The sequence below is a fragment of the Pseudotabrizicola algicola genome (assembly GCF_010915705.1).
In the GTDB taxonomy this organism is placed as follows: Bacteria; Pseudomonadota; Alphaproteobacteria; order Rhodobacterales; family Rhodobacteraceae; genus Pseudotabrizicola; species Pseudotabrizicola algicola.
Genome location: NZ_JAAIKE010000003.1, coordinates 561269 through 578244, shown reverse-complemented (window position 1 = coordinate 578244; position 16976 = coordinate 561269). Strand labels below are relative to the sequence as shown.

Below are 16976 nucleotides of genomic sequence, written 5' to 3'. Positions count from 1 at the left end.
GCAGGACGTGAGACGCAGCCCGAAGGAAACCGAAGAAAGCGCCAGTGTCACCCATCGGCGCGCGTTGCTGATGGGCGGCGCGATGACGGCGATGTTTGCCGTGCTGGGCGCGCGCATGCGCTATCTGTCGGTCGATCAGGCCGACCAGTTCAAGCTGCTGGCCGAGGAAAACCGCATCTCGATCCGGCTGATCCCGCCCGCGCGCGGGCTGATCCTTGACCGCAACGGCAAGGTTCTGGCGGGCAACGAACAGAATTACCGTGTGGTGATCACGCGCGAGGATGCGGGCAATGTCGACGAGGTGCTGGCCAAGCTGGCGCATATCATCCCGCTGACCGCCGATGATCTGGACCGCACCACCAAGGAAATGCGCCGCACCAGTTCCTTCGCGCCGATCACCGTGGCGGACCGGCTGACATGGGAAGACCTGTCCAAGATCGCGCTGAACGCCCCTGCCCTGCCCGGCGTCTCGCCCGAGGTGGGCTTGAGCCGCCAATATCCGCGCGACACGGATTTCGCGCATGTGCTGGGCTATGTCGGCCCGGTGTCGGAACGCGATCTGGCAGAGCTGGAAAGCCCCGATCCGTTGCTGCGTATCCCCAAGTTCCAGATCGGCAAGATCGGGGTGGAACGCTGGATGGAGGATGTCTTGCGCGGCCGCGCCGGCACCCGCCGGATCGAGGTGAACGCCGTGGGCCGCGTCATGCGCGAACTGGAGCGGGTCGAGGGGGATCCGGGCTCCGACGTGCGGCTGACCATCGACGCCGACGTCCAGAACTTCATTCAGGCGCGTCTGGGCGACGAATCTGCCGCTGCCGTGGTGATGGATGTGAACAACGGCGATCTGATCGCCATTGTCTCGTCGCCCTCGTTCGACCCGAACCTGTTCGTGCGCGGGATCAGCCACACCGATTACAACACCCTGATGGAGAATGACCACCGCCCGCTGGCCAACAAGACCGTGCAGGGCGTCTATCCTCCGGGGTCCACCTTCAAAATGATCACCGCCCTTGCGGCGCTCGAGGCGGGGCTGATCAACGTCAACACCACCGTGCGCTGCCCGGGCCATCTGGAGTTTGGCGGCCGGCGCTTCCACTGCTGGAAGCGGGCGGGCCACGGGGCGGTGAACCTTGAAAAGTCGCTCGCCGAAAGCTGCGACGTCTATTACTACGACATCGCCCAACGGGTCGGCATCGAAAAGATCGCCGAGATGGGCCGGCGCTTTGGCCTTGGCATCCGCCATGATCTGCCGATGTCGGCGATTGCCGATGGCATCATGCCAAACCGAGCGTGGAAACAGGAACGCCACAAGCAGGACTGGCGCATCGGCGACACCATCAACGCCAGCATCGGCCAGGGCTACGTGCTGACCTCTCCCTTGCAGCTTGCGGTGATGACCGCGCGCATCGCCACGGGCCGCGCGGTGGTGCCGCGCCTTGTGCGCTCGATCGACGGCAAGGAAGTGCCGGTGGAACCCGCGCCCGAGATCGGGATCTCGGAAGAGATCATGCGCAAGATCAGGTCCGGCATGTATGCGGTGATGAACGGCGAGCGCGGCACCGCCACCTCCTCGCGCATCGTGGACGAGGCACTGGTCTGGGCAGGCAAGACCGGCACCAGCCAGGTGCGCAACATCACTGCCGCCGAACGGGCGCGCGGGGTGATTTCCAACGACCAGCTGCCGTGGAACCGGCGCGACCATGCGCTGTTTGTCGGCTATGCGCCCTATACCAACCCGCGCTACGCGGTCTCGGTGGTGGTGGAACACGGCGGCGGCGGCTCCACCGCGGCAGCCCCCATCGCGCGCGACGCCATCCTGCGCGCGCTGAGCGACGGGCTGCCGCCGCTGTCCGCCTATCCGTCCAGCCAGCGCAACCGCATCGCCTCGATGCTGGAAAAGCTGCCCCTGCGCGATGCCGAGGGCCGCGCCCCCGACACCTCGCGCGCATAGGGGCCGCACATGAGCTTTCTGGAATACCGCGTCAAATTCGTGCCCACGGGCCTGCGCAAGGTGCTGCACCTGAACTGGCCGCTGATCGTGCTGGTCACCGCGGTGTCTGCGGTGGGGTGGCTTGCGCTCTACTCCATCGCGGGCGGGCGATTCGAGCCTTGGGCGGGGCGGCAGATGCAGGTCTTCGCGCTCGGCATGGTGGTGATGTTCTTCATCGCCTTCGTGCCGATCTGGTTCTGGCGCAACATGTCGCTTCTGGCCTACGGTGTCTCGGTCGTGCTGCTGCTGGTGGTGGAATTCTTCGGCTCGGTCGGGATGGGCGCACAGCGCTGGATCGAGGTGGGCGGCATGCGCCTGCAACCCTCCGAGCTGATGAAGGTCACGCTGGTGATGATGCTGGCTGCCTATTACGACTGGCTCGATGTGAAAAAGACCTCGCGCCTGTTCTGGGTGCTGATCCCGGTGGTGCTGACCGCGATTCCCACCGTTCTGGTGCTGATGCAGCCCAACCTCGGCACGGCGCTGATCCTGTTGATGATCGGCGGCGCGGTCATGCTGCTGGCAGGGGTCAGCTGGTGGTATTTCGCGGTGGTCGCCACCGGCCTCGTCAGCGTGATCTGGGCGGTGATGGCCAGCCGGGGCACCGACTGGCAATTGCTGCACGACTACCAGTTCCGCCGCATCGACACCTTCCTGGACCCGACATCGGACCCGCTGGGCGCAGGCTACAACATCATCCAGGCGCAGATCGCGCTGGGGTCGGGCGGCTGGAACGGCAAGGGATTTATGCAAGGCACCCAGAGCCGGCTGAACTTCCTGCCCGAAAAGCACACCGACTTCATCTTCACCACGCTGGGCGAGGAATTCGGCTTTGTCGGTGTGTTCAGCCTCTTGGTGCTCTACGCGCTGATCCTTGTGTTCTGCTATGTCTCGGCCATGCAGAACAAGGACCGCTTCTCGTTGCTGCTGATCCTCGGGATCGCCGCCAACTTCTTCTTTTATCTGGCGATCAATCTGGCCATGGTGATGGGGCTGGCCCCCGTCGTCGGCATCCCGCTGCCCTTCCTGTCCTATGGCGGCTCGGCGATGCTGGTGCTTCTGGTGGCCTTCGGCCTGATCCAGAGCGCGCATGTCCACAGACCGAGGTAACGCATGATCATTGTCCTCTTCGCCGCCCCTGACCTCTGGGGCGAATACCGTGACGTGCTGCCCGAGGCGATTGCCCGCGCGGGCGTGACGGCACAGGTGGTGCTCGAGGCTGCACCCGAGACGGTGGATTACATCGTCTACGCCCCCGGCGCGCCGCTGCAGGACTTCACCCCCTTCACCCGCACCAAGGCGGTGCTGTCGCTCTGGGCCGGGGTGGAACGGATCGTCGGCAATCCCACGCTGACCCAACCCCTCTGCCGGATGGTGGACCCGTCGCTGACCGAAAGCATGGTGGAATGGGTGGTGGGCCACACCCTGCGCCACCATCTGGGGATGGACGCCCATATCGTGAACCCCGACCGGCGCTGGAACCCGGTGCCACCGCCGCTGGCCCGCAACCGCCCCGTCACCGTGCTGGGACTCGGCGCACTCGGCACAGCCTGCGCACAGGCGCTGGCGGCGCTGAACTTCCCCGTCACGGGGTGGAGCCGCAGGCCCAAATCCCTGCCCGGCCTGCGCTGCCTTTCGGGGGCCGACGGCCTGCGCGCGGCGCTGACCGGCGCAGAGATCGTGGTGACCCTGCTGCCCCGCACGCCCGAGACGGATAATACGCTCAACGCCGAAACCCTTGCTCTGCCGGCGCGCGGCGCGGTGATCCTGAACCCCGGCCGCGGCCCGCTCATCGACGATGCCGCCCTGCTCGCCGCGCTGGACGAGGGCCAGATCGGCCATGCCACGCTCGATGTCTTCCGGGTGGAACCGCTGCCGCGCGACCATGCCTTCTGGGCCCATCCAAGGATCACGGTCACCCCGCACATCGCCGCCGACACCCGCGCGCCCTCCGCTGCCACCGTCATCGCCGAAAACATCCGCCGCGCCGAAGCCGCAGAACCGCTGCTCCACCGCGTCGACCGTGCCTCGGGCTATTGAGCCAACGGCAACCGGCTGAATCCAATAGAGCGGCTGCGCCGCATTGTTTTTGTCTCGGCTCTGGCCTGCGGCCAACCGCCTCGGAAGATGCGCTCCGCGCGGGAGTATTTGGAAAAGCAGCAAGCCCGCCCTGATTTGCTGCTTTCCAAATACTCTGGGGTGAGCCGCCCCCTTCGGGCGGCGAGGGGCAAAGCCCCTTTGCCCGAGGCGGTTGGCCGCAGGCCAGAGCCGAGACAGGGACAGCGCGGCGCAGCCGCTCCGCTAGAGTTGGCCCGGCACCACCTGATCGGGCGGGCGGTGGCCGTCGGCGAAGGTCTTGATGTTGATGATCACCTTCTCGCCCATCTCGATGCGGCCTTCCAGCGTGGCGCTGCCCATATGCGGCAGCAGCACCACATTGGGCAATTCACGCAGGCGCGGGTTCACCTCGTGGCCATGCTCGAACACATCAAGGCCCGCACCCGCCAGTTCGCCCGCGCGCAGGCCGCGGGTCAGGGCGTTCTCGTCGATCACCTCCCCGCGCGAGGTGTTCACGATCACGGCGGTCGGCTTCATCAGCTTCAGCCGCCGCGCGTTCATCAGGTGGTAGGTCGAGGGCGTATGCGGGCAGTTGATCGACAGGATGTCCATGCGGCTGACCATCTGGTCGAGGCTTTCCCACCAAGTCGCGTCAAGTTCGGCCTCGACGTCAGGACGCAGGCGTTTGCGGTTGTTGTAATGCACCTGCATGCCAAAGGCCCGCGCCCGCCGCGCCACCGCCTGACCGATGCGGCCCATGCCGAGGATACCCAGCCGCTTTCCCCCCAGCCGCGCGCCCATATAGGCGGTAGGCGCCCAGCCCTGCCAGTCGCCTGATTGCATCACGGCCAGTCCTTCGGGGATGCGGCGGGTGACGGCCATGATCAGCGCAAGCGCCATGTCGGCGGTGTCTTCCGTCACCACCCCGGGCGTGTTCGACACCAGGATGCCGCGCTGGCGGGCGGTGGCGACGTCGATATGGTCGACCCCCGCGCCGTAATTCGCGATCAGTTTCAGCTTGTCGCCCGCCTGCCCGATCAGGGCGGCGTCGATCTGGTCGGTGATACAGGGCACCAGCACATCGGCGCGCCGCATGGCCTGGGCCAGTTCCTCGCGCGACATGCGGGTGTCAGGGTCGCGCAATTCGACGTCGAACAGTTCTTTCATCCGCGTCTCGACCGGTTCGGGCAACCGTCGCGTGACTACAACACTCAGCCTTTGTGCGGGCATCATGGGCCTCCCTGGACTTGATCTTGGCGCCTGCCTGAGGGCAAAGTGACGGGAACCGGTGCGGGGCACAAGACCCTATGCAAACAACTCCGGACCGTTGAGCGTTTGCAGCCCCCGGCGGGCTGTGCGATGGCAGAACCAAGAGACCGGGACGCACCCGGCCACAGGCGGATGGTGAACAGCATGCTGAAGGCGATGGTTCTGGGCGTGGCCCTGATCGGGCTGGCCTCCGGGGCATGGGCGCAGACAGTGCGGCCAAAGCCGCGTCCGGTGCCGGTCGCGGCGACGCTGGCGCCGGTGCCTTCGGAAAGAGCAGAGACCGCCGAGACGGAAGAAACCCCGGAGGCCACTGATCTGCCGCTGACCGCGACCGAGGCAACCGGAGCGCCGCCAGCCTCTTTGCCGGCGGGTCCGCCAGCGCCACGCACGGCTGCCGCCGCGCCTCCGCCGCGCGATCCCAACAAGGGGGCCGTGACGAACCTTCCCTTGCCGCGTTTTGTCTCGCTCAAATCGGGCGAGGGCAATGCGCGCCGCGGCCCCGGCCTGTCGCACCGGATCGACTGGGTGTTCACGCGGGTGGGCATGCCGCTCAAGATCACTGCCGAGCATGGCCATTGGCGCCGCGTCGAGGATGCCGAGGGTCTGGGCGGCTGGGTGCATTATGCGCTGCTGTCCGGCGTGCGGTCGGTGATGGTGGCCGATGACATGGCAACCTTCTACAGCCGGCCCGACACCGCGTCGCTCGCGGCCTTTCAGGCCGAGCGCGGCGTGGTCGCGCGCATCATCAGTTGCAAGGACGGCTGGTGCCGCGTTTCGGTCGACAACCAGCGCGGCTGGGCGCCGGTCAGCAGCCTCTGGGGTGTGGGCGCCGACGAGGTGATCGACTGACCGCGCCCGCGCATGGCCGGCGCCCCGTGGCGCGGGGCTCTTGCGCTTGACCTGCGTCTCGGGGTAGCGCATGCCGCCTTTGGCACAGCATGGGGGCGCAGATGGCAACCGAACAGACACGGCTGAACCTGTCGGCGGGACTGGCCTCGGTCACGGTGGCCTCGGTGCTGGTCGCGCTCAAGCTCTGGGCTTTGGGGCAGACAGGGGCCTTGTCTGTGGCCGCCTCTCTGGCCGACAGCGCCATGGACCTGATGGTCAGCCTGATGGCGATGGCCGCGATCTTCTATGCGGCAAAGCCAGCCGACGAGGATCACGCCTTTGGCCACACCTCGGCCGAGGATCTGGCCTCGCTCGGCCAGTCGATCTTCATTCTGGTTTCTGCGGGGGTGATCGCGGTGGCCGCGGTGCAGCGCCTGCTGGCGCCGGTGCCGGACACCCTCTCGCGCGAAGCTGTGGGGATGGGAGTGATGGCGGTGTCCATCTTGCTGACGCTCGGTCTGGTGCTGTGGCAGGGTCGCGTGGCGCGGCGCACGGGCAACAAGGTGGTGGCGGCCGACCGCCTGCACTATCTGGGCGACCTGTTGCCCAATATCGGGGCGATTGTCTCGCTCTGGGCCTCGCGCGCCTTCGGGCTGACGGCGATTGACTCCGTGGTGGCCCTTGCGGCGGCGGGGATGCTCGCGCTCGGGGCGGCGCGCATCGGGCGCGATGCCTTCCATGCGCTGATGGATCGCCGCGCCGATCCGGTCGTTATCGCCGGGATCGAGGCCATCGCCCGCGACTGGCCCGGTGTGCAGGGCTATCACGACATCAAGACCCGCATGGCAGGCAGCCGCATCTTCGTGCAGATTCACATCGAACTTGATGGCGATCTGCCGCTGCGCCGCGCGCATGATATCGGCGCGGGGCTGCGGCGCGCCATTCTGCAGGCCTATCCGCAGGCCGATGTGATCGTCCACAAGGATGTGACCCAGCCTTCACCGCAGGCACATGACCAGACCTGAACCGGCGCGCGCGGATCGGCGCAAAGGTGCCCGTTCAACACCGATGGGGTTTCATGAAATACGCTGCTGTTCTCGATGATCTGGCCGGTTTGGGCGGCGCGAAATGGCGCGTGCACCTGCGCGCCCGCGCGCTCAAGGCCGAGGGGCGGCAGGTGCTGGAGCTGACCATCGGCGAGCCGGACACGCCGCCCCCCGCCGATCTGATGAGGGTGGCACAGGCCGCCCTTGCGGCGGGGCGCACCGGCTATTCCAACGGGCGGGGCGAGCCGGGGCTGCTGGACGCCCTTGCAACCCGCTACAGCACAAGGTGCGGGCGTCCTTTTGGCACCGATCAGTTCCTCTGCCTGCCCGGCACGCAGACCGTTCTCTATCTGGTGCTGCGCGCCCTGGCGGCCAGTGGCGACGAGGTGCTGGTGGGAGATCCGATGTATGCCACCTATGAAGGCGTGATCCGCGCCAGCGGTGCCAGCATGGTGCCGGTGCCGTTGCGGGCCGAACACGGCTTCCGCATGCAGGCGGCGGATGTGGCGGCGCGCATCACGCCCCGCAGCCGCGTCCTGTTCCTGAACACACCGCACAATCCGACGGGCGCGGTGCTGCGCCCCGAAGACATCGCCGCCCTCGGCGAAGTGGCACGCGCGCATGATCTGTGGGTGCTGTCGGACGAGGTTTACGAAGAACTGGTCTTCGACGGCACCACATTCCACTCGCCGCTGTCAGACCCCGATCTGGCCGGGCGGGTGATCGCGGCCTCGTCGATCTCGAAGTCCCATGCTGCGCCGGGCTTCCGCTCGGGCTGGTGCGCGGGGCCTGCCGAGTTCATCGCCCGCGCGCTGCCACTGGCGGAAACCATGCTGTTCGGAAACCAGCCCTTTCTGGCCGATGCCACGGCTGATGCCATCGTCTCGCCCTCCCCCGTCGCACGCGGAATGGCCGCGCGCTATGCGGCACGGGCCGCGCGGCTGGCCGGGGCGCTCGACGGGGTGGCGGGCCTGCGGGTGCACCGGCCCGATGCAGGCATGTTCGCCCTGCTCGATGTGCGCGCCAGCGGGCTGTCAGGCGAGGCTTTCGCACTGGCGCTGCTGGAGGCAGAGGGCGTCGCCTGCATGCCGGGAGAGAGTTTCGGCAACGGTCTGGCGGGCTGGCTGCGGATCAGCCTGACACAGCCCGATGCGGTGCTGGAGGAGGCAGCCGCACGCATCGCCCGATTCGCGCAAGCGGCGGGATAGACGGCGGCGCCTGCACCCGCCGCACCGCCCTGCGCCCGGCATTTGGCCTGCCAGACCCCCGCGGAACCACGGCCCTGCCCCCGCCGCAAGTCAGGCCATCTGCGGGCAAAGCAAGACAGCAGCCCCGCCAAGCCACTGAAAACATTGATGCTATCCCATAACATCGCCGCGTTTTTGCCTAACGCGGGGGGAAGGCGCATCTGTTGTCCCATCACAGCGGCGCTCTGCTCAGCCCCGCGATCTCTGGGAAAGGAAACCCGATGTTCAGAACTGCAAAGACCACGGCGATTGGTGCTGTCACCGCCCTGTCGATCGCGCTGACCGCAGCCGCGCCTGCGCATGCGCTTGGCAAGAACGAGCGCAACTTCATCAAGGGCGTGGCCGCTGCCGTCATCGTCGGCGCGCTGATCAACGAGGCGCAGGCCCGCGCCCCGCAGCCGCAGCCCGTCTATCGCCCCGCGCCGCAGCCGCAGCCGGTCTATCGACCCGCACCGCAGCAGCCGCCGGTCTACACCCGCCCGCACAATAACCACTACCAAAGCACCAGTGGCCGTGTGATCGGCTCCAACACCTCGGTCCATGCGACGGTGGCGGCACAATCCTTCAACAGCTATTCCGCCGCCGAGCGCCGCGCGATCCAGAGCCGCCTGCGTGCCTTTGGCTATTACACCGGCGCGGTTGACGCGGCCTTTGGCCCCGCCACCTATCGGGCGGTCGTGGCCTATGCCCGCGACACCGGCGGCGAGCGGCAGCTGGAAAGCCGCGCCGGCGCCTTCGGGGTCTATGACAGCCTGATCTACTGATCGGGACAACCGCCATAGCGTCCGGTCACTCTGTCCCCCGTGACCGGACGCTTCCCGCGCCCCGGCCCGTCCCCGGCCGGGGCGCACATCCCCTGCACCAGATCGGGGTTCTGACCTGACCGCTGCCTGAGCCCCCAGCCTTGCAAGCAGCGGCAGGCAGGCACGGCGCTCCGGTCTCTCTCGGACCGGAGCGCCGGTTTTCCAGACCAGAGCAGATGCGTAGGACGGAGTTTTTCCAGTTGCCCGATTTTTTGCCCGACCTGCTGCCAAGGATTGCCCCCCGGCCTGCGTCTGACCTATCGTGATGCTGATGGAAACGCTGGATGAAACCCTTGCTCTGGCCGCCGCTGGCGGGGACCGTGCCGCCTTTGCGGCCTTGGTGACACGCCATTATGACCGCATCTTCGCCTTGGCATGGCGACTGACCGGCAGCCGCGCCGAAGCCGAGGATCTGGCCCAAGAGATTTGCGCCGCCCTGCCGCACCGCCTGCGCGGCTGGCGGGCCGAGGCGCGCTTTACCACATGGCTCTACCGCGTGGTCGTGAACGCGGCCCATGACGCCCGCCGCCGCGCCGCCGCGCGCAGCCGTGCCGCCGATGGCTGGGGCAACTGGGAACTCGCGCGGCAAGACGCAATCGCCGAGGACCGCGCCGCGCAGGACTGGCTGGCCGAGGCCATGAGCCGCCTTCCGGCGGAATTGCGCGACACGGTCGCCCTCGTCCTTGGCGAAGAGATGACACAGGCCGAGGCCGGGGCGGTGCTTGGCCTGTCCGAAGGCACCATCGCATGGCGGATGTCCGAGGTGAAGAAACGGCTGCGCAGCATGGCCGCCGAGGAGGCAAAGGCATGACCCGCGACCCCGAGCTTGACCGTCTGAAGGCCGCGCTTGCCGCCGCCCCTGCAAGCGATCCCGAGGCCAAGGCCGCCGCGCTGGCGCGTGCGCTGGAGTCATTCGAAAATTCGGCCCTTGCGCGCCAAGGATCAGCCCCGCCTCTGCGTTCCAACCCCGGCCGCCCCGCGCGGGCGGGGCTTGCAAATGGAGTGCGCAAGATGCTGGATGCCCTGAAGCTGAAACCTGTTCTGGCTGCGACCACATCGGTTGCGGCGGTGGCGGTCGGATTGATCGTGGTCTTGCCGCAGACAGATGGCTTGCCCCCCACGCAAAATCCCGCGCCCGTCACCGCCGCTGCGCCAGAGGCAGAGCCGGCGGCAAATCGTGCGGCAGACGCCGCAGCAGCACCCGTCACCGAACCCGTGGCCGAAGCCGCACCCGCCTCTGCCGCGCCAATGGCCCGCAAGGCCGCGCCCGACTCCGCCGTGGCCGAGCTTGCCCCTCCCACCCCGATGCTCGCCGCGCCGATGGCAGAGGGCGCCGTTTCCGAGACCATCGGCCAAAGCGGGGACAACACCGAGGCTTTCGCCAATGCCCCGCCAAATCCGGTGCAGGTGGTGCGCGAAGCCCCCGTTTCGACCTTCTCGGTCGATGTCGACACCGCCTCTTATGCGGTGGTGCGAAACAGCCTTCTGGCCGGAGCCTTGCCCGACCCCGAGGCGGTGCGGGTCGAGGAGATGGTGAACTACTTCCCCTATGCCTATCCCGCCCCGGAAGTCGGAGAGCCGCCCTTTCTGCCCACGGTGACGGTGGTGCCGACCCCTTGGAACGCAGGCACGCGGCTGGTGCATATCGCCTTGCAGGGACGCTTGCCCGATGTGGCGGCACGGCCTGCGCTGAACCTTGTGTTCCTGATCGACACCTCCGGCTCGATGGATGATCCGGCCAAACTGCCCCTGCTGCGCCAGTCGCTCGCGCTGACGCTGGCCGAGTTGCGCCCCGAAGATCAGGTGGCCATCGTTGCCTATGCCGGATCGGCGGGCGAGGTGCTGCCCCCCACCCCCGCCAGCGAACGCGGCGCGATCCTCGATGCGCTGAACCGTCTGCAGGCAGGCGGCGCGACTGCCGGAGCCGAGGGGCTGGCGCTCGCCTATCGTCTGGCCGAAAGCATGACCGCAGCGGGCGAGGTCAGCCGCGTTCTCTTGGCTACCGACGGCGACTTCAACGTCGGCGTCGATGATCCCGAAGGGCTGGCCGCCTATGTCGCCCGCAAGCGCGGCAGCGGTGTGTACCTGTCGGTTCTGGGCTTTGGCCGCGGCAATCTGGATGATGCCACGATGCAGGCCCTTGCACAGGCCGGAAACGGCACGGCAGCCTATATCGACACGCTGCAAGAGGCGCGCAAGGTGCTGGTGGACCAGCTTACGGGGGCGCTGTTCCCGATTGCCGATGACGTGAAGATCCAGATCGAATGGAACCCCGCCGAGGTCGCGGAATATCGGCTGATCGGCTATGAAACGCGCGCCCTGCGGCGCGAGGATTTCAACAATGACGCGGTGGATGCGGGCGACATCGGCGCAGGCCATGCGGTGACCGCGCTCTATGAAGTGACCGCACCGGGAAGCCCCGCGCTGCTGCATGATCCCTTGCGCTACGGCACCGCCGTCGCCGATGCGATGGCCGAAGGCACCGAAGCAGCCCCGTCCGAGGCTGGCGCGGCCGAACTGGGCGTCTTGCGCCTGCGCTACAAGGCCCCGCGCGAAACCGTCAGCGCATTGGTCGAGCGCCCGATCCTCGCCGGAGAGATCGACGAGGCCCTCCTGCCCGAGGTGCGCTTTGCCGCCGCCATCGCAGGCTTTGGCCAGTTGCTGCGCGGGTCGGTCTATCTGGGCGACTGGGGCTGGGAACAGGCGATCGCCCTCGCCGAGGCGAACCGTGGCGAAGACCGCTTTGGCTACCGGGTCGAGGCGGTCAACCTCATGCGGCTGGCGCAATCGCTGGCGCGCTGACAACGGGGAGGGTGGCACGGTGATCACAGAGCCCGCGGCCTTTTTCACCGACGGATGCGGGCGCTGCAACCGCTTTGGCACAGACGCATGTTCGGCCCGCCTGTGGCGTGACGGACTGGCGGCCCTGCGCCGCATCTGCCGCGCGGCGGGACTTGAGGAAGCGGTGCGCTGGGGCCACCCCTGCTATCGCCATGCGGGGCGCAACATAGCGATCATCGGCGCATTCCGGGATGATTTCCGGCTGTCCTTCTTTGACGCCGCCCTTCTGCGCGATCCCCAAGGCGTGCTGGAAAAGCAGGGGCCGATGACACAGCACGCCGACATGATCCGCTTTGCCGATGCAGGGCGCGTTGCCGCTCTGGAAGGGGTGATCCTCGCCTATCTGCGCGAAGCGATGGATCATGCCGAGGCGGGCCGCCGCCCCGAAAAGACAGAGAAGCCGCTCGACCTGCCGCCCGAGCTTGTCAGCGCGCTGGACAGCGACGCGGAACTGGCCGAGGCCTTTCACCGCCTGACCCCGGGGCGCCAGCGCAGCTATGTGATCAACCTGTCGGGCGCCAAGGCCACCGCCACCCGGCAGGCGCGGATCGCACGGTTCCGCAGCCATATCCTTGCCGGAAAGGGCGCGACCGAACGCTGACCGGCCTATGCAAAGGCCCGCCGGACATAATCCGGCGGGCCAGTTTCAACGGAAGTGGCGCGGTATCAGACCGTGGTGGCTTCCAGCGCCTTGGCCTGCAGATCGGCAGGACGGGCGATCTCGATGCGGCGGGGCTTCAGCGCCTCGGGCGTCTCGCGGATCAGGTCGATGTGCAGCATCCCGTGTTCATGGGTCGCTCCGGTGACGCGCACATGATCGGCAAGTGCAAAGCGGCGCTCGAAGGCGCGGGTGGCAATGCCGCGATGCAGGTAGGTCTTGCCCTCGGCCTCGGGGGCCTTGCGGGCGGTCACATGCAGCGCGCCGTCCTTCACTTCGACAGACAATTCGTCGGGCGTGAAGCCTGCCACGGCAACCGAGATGCGGTAGGCATCTTCAGCCGTTTTTTCGATGTTATAGGGGGGATAGGTGGGCTGGGCCACATCCGCGGAAAGCGCGCGGTCCATCAGGTCGGCAATGCGGTCAAAGCCAACGGTGGCGCGATACAGCGGGGCAAGGTCAAAGCTACGCATGGGTCATCCTTTTCAAAAGCGATGCGTGATGATGGCCCCCGGTGAGGGCGGGCCGATGGGTCATCCGGGCCCGTTGTGGCACCCGGACACAGCAAAGTTAGGAAGGCCAAAACCGCGTTTCAAGAGGGGCCGGAGGCCAATCCCGACGCCCGCAAGAGGGTCAGTTTCCCGGCGGGCGCAGGAAGCGCGCGCCGCCCGCACTGCGCACGGATGCGGCCGGACCGATGCGACGGGCGGCGGGCGGCGCGGCTGCCACGCCGATGACCGCACGTCCGGCCCGCAACTGCGCCTTGAGATCGGCCACCAGCGCGGGCAGTTCCATGCCATAGGCCACGGTTCCCTGCCCGTCCCGCACACCGCCCGAGATGATCGAGACAATGCGCGCCCGCCCCCGGCTGCGGTCAAACACAGGCGCGCCGGACGAGCCGACAGACACATCGCAATCCACCGCGATCAACCCCTCTTGCCGCCCCAGCACGCGGCAGGCGCGCTGCCAAGACAAAGCCTCTGTGCGGCCCTCGGCATAGGAAACCACGCTCACCTCGGCCCCTGCACCGGGACTGTCGACGGCAAAGGGCGGCGCAAGCGCGGTGGGAATCGCATCGGACAGTTCCAGCAGGGCCACGTCATGGCGCACCTGCGCGGCATCGGCGCGGCCATCGGCTCCGGGCCGATAGCGGGCATGGGCAGTGGCCCGCGCCACCCGCGCCTCGGCCACCGACAGCCCGTCAGCCAGCCCCGCGCGAAAGGTGATCTGCCCTATGGCGACGGGTGCCCCATCGGGACCAAACAGGCAATGCGCCGCCGTCAGCACCAGATCGGCGGCAATCAGCGTGCCGGTGCAACTGTGCGCCCCCGCGACATCGACCCGCCCCACCGCCTTCCAGCTTGCAATCTGCTCGGCCCGCGTCAGCCGCTCCAGCCCGCTGTTCTGCGCCTGCGCCGCGCCCGCGCCCGGTGCTGCGAACAGCGCCAGCACAAGACACAGACAGAGCGCGCGGCTCATGGCTGCACGAACTTGCCGCCCGATCCGCCGGACAGCACGCGCACATTCCCCGGTCGCAGCGACGAACCCGAAGCCGCCAGCTTGCCGCGCAGAAACTCCACATGATCGGCGAGGGGCGTGCCCAGCGACACCTTCTCGCCATCCACCTCGGCCTTGGCCGAAATCACCGAGACGATGCGCAACGTCCCGTCCCGAAAAGAAAACACAGGCGCGCCGGACGATCCGAAATCCACATCGCAAGACAGCACCAGCGTGTCAAACAGCGTCCCCCCCGGCTTGACGACCACGCCGGCCCGCAGGACCGACTGCCGCCCCAGCACGCGGCAAACCTGTTGCAGCGACGGGGCCTCGGCCCTGTCCTGCGCGTAAGAGACCACGCCCACCTCATCCCCGGTCTGGGGCCGTGCATCGGTGGCATAGGGGCGCACCGAAGTCAGGCGGATCGGTTGGTCAAGCTGCAAAAGCGCCAGATCGAAGGGCACACGATCCGCACTTTCGCGCCCGCCATAGACATATTCCGGATGCGCCAGCGCCTGCCGCACCCCGCGATAGGCCACCGCCCGCCCGTTGCGCCAGCCCGCCAGAAACTGCATGTCGCTTGCGTTGATGCTGACCCCGCTCGTCTTGTCAAACAGGCAATGCGCCGCCGTCAGCACCAGATCTTCGGCAATCAGCGCTCCCGTGCAAAAGCCCCGGTCCCCCAGATTGATCCGCCCCACCGCCTCCCACCCGCGCGAGTCATCGCCGGTCTGCAGGCTGCGCAGGCCCATATCCTGTGCCTCGGCAGCCCCCGTCAGCACCAGCCCGAACAGAGCGAAGGCCAAAGCGCGAATGATCTGCATATCCCCTCCGTAACCGATGCAAGAGCGGTGACAGCCCAGTTTGGCGGATTTGTGGCCAAGTGTGGGCCGAATGACCAGTGCCGTTTTACAACCCGCAGCCGAGCTTGCCCAAGCGCGGCATGGAAGCTACGGTTCCTGCGCGGCGTAACAATTTTCAGTCAGGAAATGCTTATGCGAAGATCACTCCTCACAGCCCTTCCGCTTGCGCTCGCCCTTGCGGCACCGGTCGCGGCTGATCCCGCCGTTGGGCTAGGTGTAACCTTCACTTGGGGCGGCGGCCAGCGGGGCGACACCGGTATCGGCCTGCGGGTGTTCTCCAATGACGAACGCGGCAAGTTCGCGGGGGCGATCGGCGCCGATTACCTGCTGCGCTCGCAGCGCCTCCGCCCGAATCTGGGCGTCGCCTATCTGGCATCGAAAAGCTACGTCGGGATGGACATCGGCTTTGGGTTCGGCGGCGAAGGTGTGGATGTCGGCGTCGGGCTCGGGCTGGCCAACACCCGCAAGAAAGCCGCCCCCGCCGCCGCGCCAGTCACCCCGCCGCCCTCCTTCGTCGAGCCAGTCACCGAGCCTTCGCCGGTTGTCACCGCCGCCCCTGCCGCGGAGTAACCGGCGCCTCCGCTCAGCCCTGAGCCTGCAGCGCGCGGGGCTTCGGCCCGCCGGTGGCCCAGTCCAGCAGTTCCACCGTGTGCACCACCGGCACTCCGGTGCCCGACCCGATCTGCATCATGCAGCCGATGTTTCCGGCGGCAATCACATCGGGCGAGCGTGCCTCCAGCGTCTGCACCTTGCGCGCCTTCAGTTGCTGGCTGATCTCGGGCTGGAGCAGGTTGTAGGTCCCCGCCGAGCCGCAGCACAGATGGCTGTCCGCCGGTTCCACCACTGTGAACCCCGCCCGCTTGAGCAGATCCTTGGGCAGCGTCTTGATCTGCTGGCCGTGCTGCAGGCTGCAAGCCGCATGATAGGCCACCTTGATCCCCTTGGGCGCGCCTTCGGGCAGGCCCAGCTTGGTCAGCACCTGCGAGACATCCATCGCCAGCCCCGCAATGGTGGCGGCATCCCCGGCCAGCGGGTCATCGCGGAACATATGCCCGTAATCCTTCACCGTGGTGCCGCAGCCCGAGGTGTTGATGACAATGGCATCAAGGCCGCCCGCCGCCTTTTCCGCCATCCACGCCCGGATATTGGCCGCCGCCGAGGCATGCGACTGGTCGGCCTTGCCCATGTGATGCGTCAGCGCCCCGCAGCAGCCCGCGCCTTTGGCCACCACAACCTCGGCCCCCAGCCGCCGCAGCAGGCGGATGGTGGCATCGTTGATATCGGTGTTCAGCGCCCGCTGCGCACAGCCCGTCAGCAAGGCCACCCGCATCCGTTTCGGCGCTACGGCGGCAAACACCTGCGGGTCGTCATTGCGGCTGACCGGCGGGATCTTCGCTCCCGCCATGTCCAGCATCGCCCGCAGCCGCGCATCCGGCACCAGCCGCCGGAAGGGCCGCGCCACCTTGGCCCCCAGCATCGCCACGCGGAACCGCATCGGATGCGGGATGATCCAAGCCAGCACCGCGCGCAACATCCGGTCCATCATCGGGCGCTTGTAGGTCGTCTCGATATACTCGCGCGCGTGGTCCACCAGATGCATGTAATGCACGCCGCTCGGGCAGGTGGTCATGCAGGCCAGACAGGACAGGCAGCGGTCGATATGCTTGACCGTCTGCGCATCGGCGGGGCGACCCTGCTCCAGCATGTCCTTGATCAGGTAGATCCGCCCGCGCGGGCTGTCGAGTTCATCGCCCAGAACCTGATAGGTCGGGCAGGTCGCCGTGCAGAACCCGCAATGCACGCAGGTGCGCAACACCTCGTTGGCGCGGGCGATGCCGGGGTCGCGCAATTGCTCGGGGGTAAAGGTTGTCTGCAT

General features: G+C 67.5%; 16 protein-coding genes. 11 read left to right on the top strand and 5 right to left on the bottom strand.

All coding sequences use genetic code 11. The features are described from left to right. The first annotated feature begins 7 nt into the window (after positions 1–7). The 3 genes from mrdA to G3572_RS12460 are packed head-to-tail and all read left to right on the top strand — an operon-like array spanning position 8 to position 4030. Positions 8–1951, top strand: a complete 1944-nt coding sequence (gene mrdA / locus G3572_RS12470; RefSeq protein WP_164612261.1) for a penicillin-binding protein 2 — start codon at positions 8–10, stop codon at positions 1949–1951. 9 nt (positions 1952–1960) lie between these two features. Beyond that, on the top strand, positions 1961–3100 hold the full coding sequence (rodA, locus tag G3572_RS12465) for a rod shape-determining protein RodA (protein ID WP_164612259.1): 1140 nt from the start codon (positions 1961–1963) through the stop codon (positions 3098–3100). Positions 3101–3103: 3 nt separating this feature from the next. After that, a complete protein-coding gene (locus G3572_RS12460; protein WP_164612257.1) occupies positions 3104–4030 on the top strand; it encodes a 2-hydroxyacid dehydrogenase in 927 nt (308 codons plus the stop codon). A gap of 261 nt (positions 4031–4291) precedes the next feature. Here G3572_RS12460 and G3572_RS12455 read toward each other — a convergent pair whose 3' ends face one another. Continuing rightward, on the bottom strand, positions 4292–5278 hold the full coding sequence (locus G3572_RS12455; protein WP_164612255.1) for a 2-hydroxyacid dehydrogenase: 987 nt from the start codon (positions 5276–5278) through the stop codon (positions 4292–4294). A 129-nt stretch (positions 5279–5407) separates the two neighbouring features. On the opposite strand from G3572_RS12455, the gene G3572_RS12450 reads away from it, so the two are divergent. The 7 genes from G3572_RS12450 (at position 5408) to G3572_RS12420 (ending at position 12683) form a co-directional block, all read left to right on the top strand. After that, the gene (locus G3572_RS12450; protein ID WP_240335516.1) at positions 5408–6166 is read left to right on the top strand and encodes an SH3 domain-containing protein; all 759 of its coding nucleotides are present in this window, start codon (positions 5408–5410) and stop codon (positions 6164–6166) included. Between the two features lie 101 nt (positions 6167–6267). Further along, on the top strand, positions 6268–7170 hold the full coding sequence (locus G3572_RS12445; protein ID WP_240335515.1) for a cation diffusion facilitator family transporter: 903 nt from the start codon (positions 6268–6270) through the stop codon (positions 7168–7170). Between the two features lie 53 nt (positions 7171–7223). Beyond that, positions 7224–8399, top strand: coding sequence for a pyridoxal phosphate-dependent aminotransferase (locus tag G3572_RS12440; RefSeq protein WP_164612251.1), 1176 nt, complete (start codon positions 7224–7226; stop codon positions 8397–8399). 260 nt (positions 8400–8659) lie between these two features. Beyond that, positions 8660–9202, top strand: a complete 543-nt coding sequence (locus G3572_RS12435; protein WP_164612249.1) for a peptidoglycan-binding domain-containing protein — start codon at positions 8660–8662, stop codon at positions 9200–9202. A gap of 310 nt (positions 9203–9512) precedes the next feature. Further along, positions 9513–10052 carry an RNA polymerase sigma factor gene (locus G3572_RS12430; protein WP_164612248.1) on the top strand — a complete coding sequence of 180 codons (540 nt, stop codon included), beginning with the start codon at positions 9513–9515 and terminating at the stop codon, positions 10050–10052. Beyond that, on the top strand, positions 10049–12043 hold the full coding sequence (locus G3572_RS12425; RefSeq protein ID WP_164612246.1) for a vWA domain-containing protein: 1995 nt from the start codon (positions 10049–10051) through the stop codon (positions 12041–12043). The genes G3572_RS12430 and G3572_RS12425 overlap by 4 nt, the downstream gene beginning before the upstream one ends. A gap of 19 nt (positions 12044–12062) precedes the next feature. After that, positions 12063–12683: a YdeI/OmpD-associated family protein gene (locus tag G3572_RS12420; RefSeq protein ID WP_164612244.1), complete on the top strand. Its 621-nt coding sequence runs from the start codon at positions 12063–12065 to the stop codon at positions 12681–12683. A gap of 65 nt (positions 12684–12748) precedes the next feature. Here the strand turns inward: G3572_RS12420 and G3572_RS12415 are convergent, their stop codons facing one another. From G3572_RS12415 to G3572_RS12405, 3 genes are all read right to left on the bottom strand, one after another. Beyond that, positions 12749–13213 carry an Hsp20 family protein gene (locus G3572_RS12415; RefSeq protein ID WP_164612243.1) on the bottom strand — a complete coding sequence of 155 codons (465 nt, stop codon included), beginning with the start codon at positions 13211–13213 and terminating at the stop codon, positions 12749–12751. A 160-nt stretch (positions 13214–13373) separates the two neighbouring features. Further along, positions 13374–14219, bottom strand: a complete 846-nt coding sequence (locus tag G3572_RS12410) for a trypsin-like serine peptidase (RefSeq protein ID WP_164612240.1) — start codon at positions 14217–14219, stop codon at positions 13374–13376. Then, positions 14216–15052 (bottom strand): trypsin-like serine peptidase, encoded by an 837-nt coding sequence (locus G3572_RS12405; protein WP_435530980.1) that lies wholly within the window; start codon positions 15050–15052, stop codon positions 14216–14218. The genes G3572_RS12410 and G3572_RS12405 overlap by 4 nt, the downstream gene beginning before the upstream one ends. Positions 15053–15232: 180 nt before the next feature. Here G3572_RS12405 and G3572_RS12400 point away from each other — a divergent pair, with 180 nt between their 5' ends. Further along, positions 15233–15670 carry a hypothetical protein gene (locus G3572_RS12400; RefSeq protein ID WP_164612236.1) on the top strand — a complete coding sequence of 146 codons (438 nt, stop codon included), beginning with the start codon at positions 15233–15235 and terminating at the stop codon, positions 15668–15670. A gap of 13 nt (positions 15671–15683) precedes the next feature. On the opposite strand, the gene glcF is transcribed toward G3572_RS12400, so the two are convergent. Beyond that, complete coding sequence (glcF, locus tag G3572_RS12395) at positions 15684–16976, bottom strand: glycolate oxidase subunit GlcF (RefSeq protein ID WP_164612234.1); 1293 nt, start codon at positions 16974–16976, stop codon at positions 15684–15686.

Excerpts from the sequence above, each read along its gene's own strand:
- rodA (WP_164612259.1), top strand. The coding sequence starts at position 1,961 with ATGAGCTTTCTGGAATACCGCGTCAAATTCGTGCCCACGGGCCTGCGC.
- G3572_RS12450 (WP_240335516.1), top strand. The coding sequence starts at position 5,408 with ATGGCAGAACCAAGAGACCGGGACGCACCCGGCCACAGGCGGATGGTG.
- G3572_RS12400 (WP_164612236.1), top strand. The coding sequence starts at position 15,233 with ATGCGAAGATCACTCCTCACAGCCCTTCCGCTTGCGCTCGCCCTTGCG.
- G3572_RS12430 (WP_164612248.1), top strand. The coding sequence starts at position 9,513 with ATGGAAACGCTGGATGAAACCCTTGCTCTGGCCGCCGCTGGCGGGGAC.
- G3572_RS12440 (WP_164612251.1), top strand. The coding sequence starts at position 7,224 with ATGAAATACGCTGCTGTTCTCGATGATCTGGCCGGTTTGGGCGGCGCG.
- G3572_RS12435 (WP_164612249.1), top strand. The coding sequence starts at position 8,660 with ATGTTCAGAACTGCAAAGACCACGGCGATTGGTGCTGTCACCGCCCTG.
- G3572_RS12425 (WP_164612246.1), top strand. The coding sequence starts at position 10,049 with ATGACCCGCGACCCCGAGCTTGACCGTCTGAAGGCCGCGCTTGCCGCC.
- G3572_RS12460 (WP_164612257.1), top strand. The coding sequence starts at position 3,104 with ATGATCATTGTCCTCTTCGCCGCCCCTGACCTCTGGGGCGAATACCGT.
- G3572_RS12445 (WP_240335515.1), top strand. The coding sequence starts at position 6,268 with ATGGCAACCGAACAGACACGGCTGAACCTGTCGGCGGGACTGGCCTCG.
- G3572_RS12455 (WP_164612255.1), bottom strand. The coding sequence starts at position 5,278 with ATGCCCGCACAAAGGCTGAGTGTTGTAGTCACGCGACGGTTGCCCGAA.
- glcF (WP_164612234.1), bottom strand. The coding sequence starts at position 16,976 with ATGCAGACAACCTTTACCCCCGAGCAATTGCGCGACCCCGGCATCGCC.
- G3572_RS12410 (WP_164612240.1), bottom strand. The coding sequence starts at position 14,219 with ATGAGCCGCGCGCTCTGTCTGTGTCTTGTGCTGGCGCTGTTCGCAGCA.
- G3572_RS12415 (WP_164612243.1), bottom strand. The coding sequence starts at position 13,213 with ATGCGTAGCTTTGACCTTGCCCCGCTGTATCGCGCCACCGTTGGCTTT.